Origin of the sequence: Dietzia sp. E1 (genome assembly GCF_014145015.1) — a bacterium.
GTDB classification, from domain to species: Bacteria; Actinomycetota; Actinomycetes; order Mycobacteriales; family Mycobacteriaceae; genus Dietzia; species Dietzia cinnamea_A.
In genome coordinates, this window is sequence record NZ_JAALDU010000322.1 from 1 (window position 1) to 2,829 (window position 2,829).

General features: G+C 73.6%; 3 protein-coding genes and 1 pseudogene. 3 read left to right on the forward strand and 1 reads right to left on the reverse strand.

Annotated elements, in window-relative coordinates; genetic code table 11:
* A pseudogene (locus G6030_RS11010) lies at positions 1-270 on the forward strand (hypothetical protein); the annotation flags it as partial.
* Between the two features lie 50 nt (positions 271-320).
* Here G6030_RS11010 and G6030_RS11015 read toward each other — a convergent pair.
* Positions 321-962, reverse strand: coding sequence for a hypothetical protein (locus G6030_RS11015; RefSeq protein WP_182643153.1), 642 nt, complete (start codon positions 960-962; stop codon positions 321-323).
* 86 nt (positions 963-1,048) lie between these two features.
* Between G6030_RS11015 and G6030_RS11020 the strand changes: the two genes are divergently transcribed.
* Together G6030_RS11020 and G6030_RS11025 are read left to right on the forward strand one after the other, a co-directional pair.
* Positions 1,049-1,972 carry a sucrase ferredoxin gene (locus G6030_RS11020; RefSeq protein WP_182643154.1) on the forward strand — a complete coding sequence of 308 codons (924 nt, stop codon included), beginning with the start codon at positions 1,049-1,051 and terminating at the stop codon, positions 1,970-1,972.
* Between the two features lie 33 nt (positions 1,973-2,005).
* Positions 2,006-2,829: PHP domain-containing protein (locus tag G6030_RS11025; protein WP_182643155.1), on the forward strand; the 824-nt coding region annotated here is incomplete at its 3' end.

Below are 2,829 nucleotides of genomic sequence, written 5' to 3' on the forward strand. Positions count from 1 at the left end.
GCGGAGGGGGCGGCCGTCGGGGTGACCCCACGCGGTCTGCTCAGCGCACGCCCCGCCGCCATCGAGGTGGGCGGTCGCCGCTGCGCGCTGCTCGGGTGGTCGCGGCCGTGGCTGATCGACGAGGCCTGGTGGGAACCCACGCCCGACGGGCAGCCCCGCCGGCCCCGGGCCCGTATGCAGGTCGTCCCCGAGCGTGCGGCCGCGTTGCTGCTCTGCGGCGTGCTCGAGGACGGGTCGGAGAACTGGACGGTCGAGGGGGTCTACGAATGATGATCCGGTCGCTCACGCCCCGGTCGGTCGTGCCCGGCCCCGGGGCGCGATCAGCGCTCGACGTCCACCACCAGACGGGTCGGGTTCTGCAGGAGGAAGGCGGAGAAGGCACGATCGGTGCCCTCGAGGCCGATCACCGCCTGCGCCTGTCCCTCGAACTGTCCCGTGAACGCCACGCCGGCCACCCCGGTGGCGTCGTCACCACTCACGGTGCCCACGGGGACCTCCTCCATGCCGGTCTCGGTCGGCAGGATCTGGCCTCCGATCATCACCTGGAGGAACGAGTCGCCCGGTACCTCCACGGGGAAGCCGCTGCCCTGCTGGGCGGGGGCGTCCACGTAGTCCACGGAGTAGCTCGGGACGCCGCGACCGTCGAGTTCGAAGACCACGCGGTCCTTGCCCTGGTAGTCGCCCATCCGGATCTCGGACACGACCAGCTCGGCGCGCCCTGCGGCGGCATCCGGGGTCTCGCTCTTGGGTGCGGAGTCCGCGGGGCCGGCCGTGGGGTCGGCGGCCTCGGTCTCCTCCGGGGACAGGTTCTGCGCCAGGGCGGCTGGCGAGGAGCCGGCGGTGGTCGTCTGGCTCGTGGCGGGGGCGTCGGTCGAGGTGTCGGTCCCGCATCCCACCAGTGCCAGGGACACGGCGGCGGTCAGGGCGGCGGCCGCGGCGAAGCGGCGGTGTCGGGTACGCATGGCCTCACCCTAAAGCCCTCTAATCACTTTTGTCCCACAAGGTGGCTACAGTTACACCACTTCGCACGGTGGGGCACCATGGGGGCGTGTCAGTCATCGATCCCGCCCCAGTCCCCGCCTGGTGTTCGCTCCAGTCGGCCGACGAACCACCGGCCGGCACCGCTGCCCACGAGGAATCGTGGGTGTTGTTGGAGGTCCCCGCGCGATGGGGGCGCGACATCTTCGACGGAGAGGCGCTGGGCGACGAGCTCTCCGAGCGCCTCAAGAAGCACGTATCCGACTGCGGGTCCCGCATGCTGTTCATCAGGCGGCCCGGCCGCGAGGGTCAGCGCATCGACCGGCACCGCTTCTACCTCTGTGACACGCGCCCCGGTCGGCGGAGCATCAGGGTCGGCCGCGTCGACCGACCCGCGGACATGCTCGACCTCGATCTCTCACCCGGTGGACACGTGGACGGCACCCGTGAGGTCGAGGGGCCCGTGGTCCTCGTCTGTACCCACGCCAAGCGCGATCAGTGCTGTGCCGTCCGGGGCCGCCCGGTCGTGGCCGGACTCGAGTCCCGTCTCGGGAACCGTCTGTCCTCGCTCGACCCGGACTCCGCGGTGTGGGAGTGCTCCCACACCGGCGGGCACCGCTTCGCCCCGGTCCTGCTGCTACCCGGGACCGGGTACACCTACGGGCCCGCGGAGACCGACCTCGCGGTCCGCATCGTCGAGGCCGAACTGGACGGCCGGGTCGTCACCGAGCACCTGCGGGGGCGCAGCACGTGGCCGCCGGCCGGGCAGGTGGCGGAGGTGGCCGTCCGCGACTCCGGCGTGGAGGCGGGGATCGACGACCTCGTCGTCGACATCGACCCGGACGACCCGCACGTGGCCGTCGTCCAGCACGCCGACGGCCGCGCCTGGCGCGTCGAGACCGGCACACGCCCGCTCCCGCCCCGCGCGCAGAGCTGCCGCAAGCCACCGGGCAAGGCCTCCGCATGGGTCGTGGAGTCCCTCACCCGGCTCTGACCGCACCCACCGGCACCGGGCGGGTGAGCCCCGGTGAACTGGTACCACGGACCCAGGAGCTGGGGAGAGCTCGAACGGGTGCTGTCCGGGCGGCCGAACCCGCGAGGGCCCGAGAACCCCCATCCCGGCGACGGCAGCGACGCCCCCGCATGGTCGCGCACACGGGGTGACTACACGCCCCCGCAGCGGCCGCGTGTCCAGGGACGCGTGCCGTACGCGGAGCTGCACGCCCACACGGCGTTCAGCTTCCTCGACGGCGCCTCCTCGCCCGAGGCGATGGCGGAGGCGGCGGCCGAGCTGGGGCTCACGGCCCTCGCGATCACCGACCACGACGGTCTGTACGGGGTCGTGCGTTTCGCCGAGGCGGCCTCCGAGCTGGGCCTGGCCACGGTGTTCGGGGCGGAGCTGTCCCTGCCGGGCGGCGAGCACCTGCTCGTTCTCGCCAGGGGGCAGGAGGGGTACCGCCGGCTGTCCCGCGCGATCGCCCGCGCCCACCTGCGTGGCGGGGCCAAGGGCGAGCCGCGGTACGAGATCACGGAGCTCGCGGAGGCGGCCGGGGGCCACTGGTACGTGCTCACCGGTTGCCGACGCGGCCGCGTCCGTCGTGCGCTGGAACGCGGCGGCACCGGAGCCCCCGATTTCGACATCGCGGCAGCCCGCACGGCCCTGGACCAGCTGGTCGAGCTGTTCGGGCGGGACCGGGTGGTCGTGGAGCTCACCTGTCACGGGGTGCCCGAGGACACCGAGCGGTGCGACGCGCTGGCCGGACTCGCGGCCCGGGCGGGGCTCCCCGTCGTGGCCACGACCGCAGCCCACTGCGCGGGGCCCGAGGACGCGCGGTTGGCCTCGGTCATGGC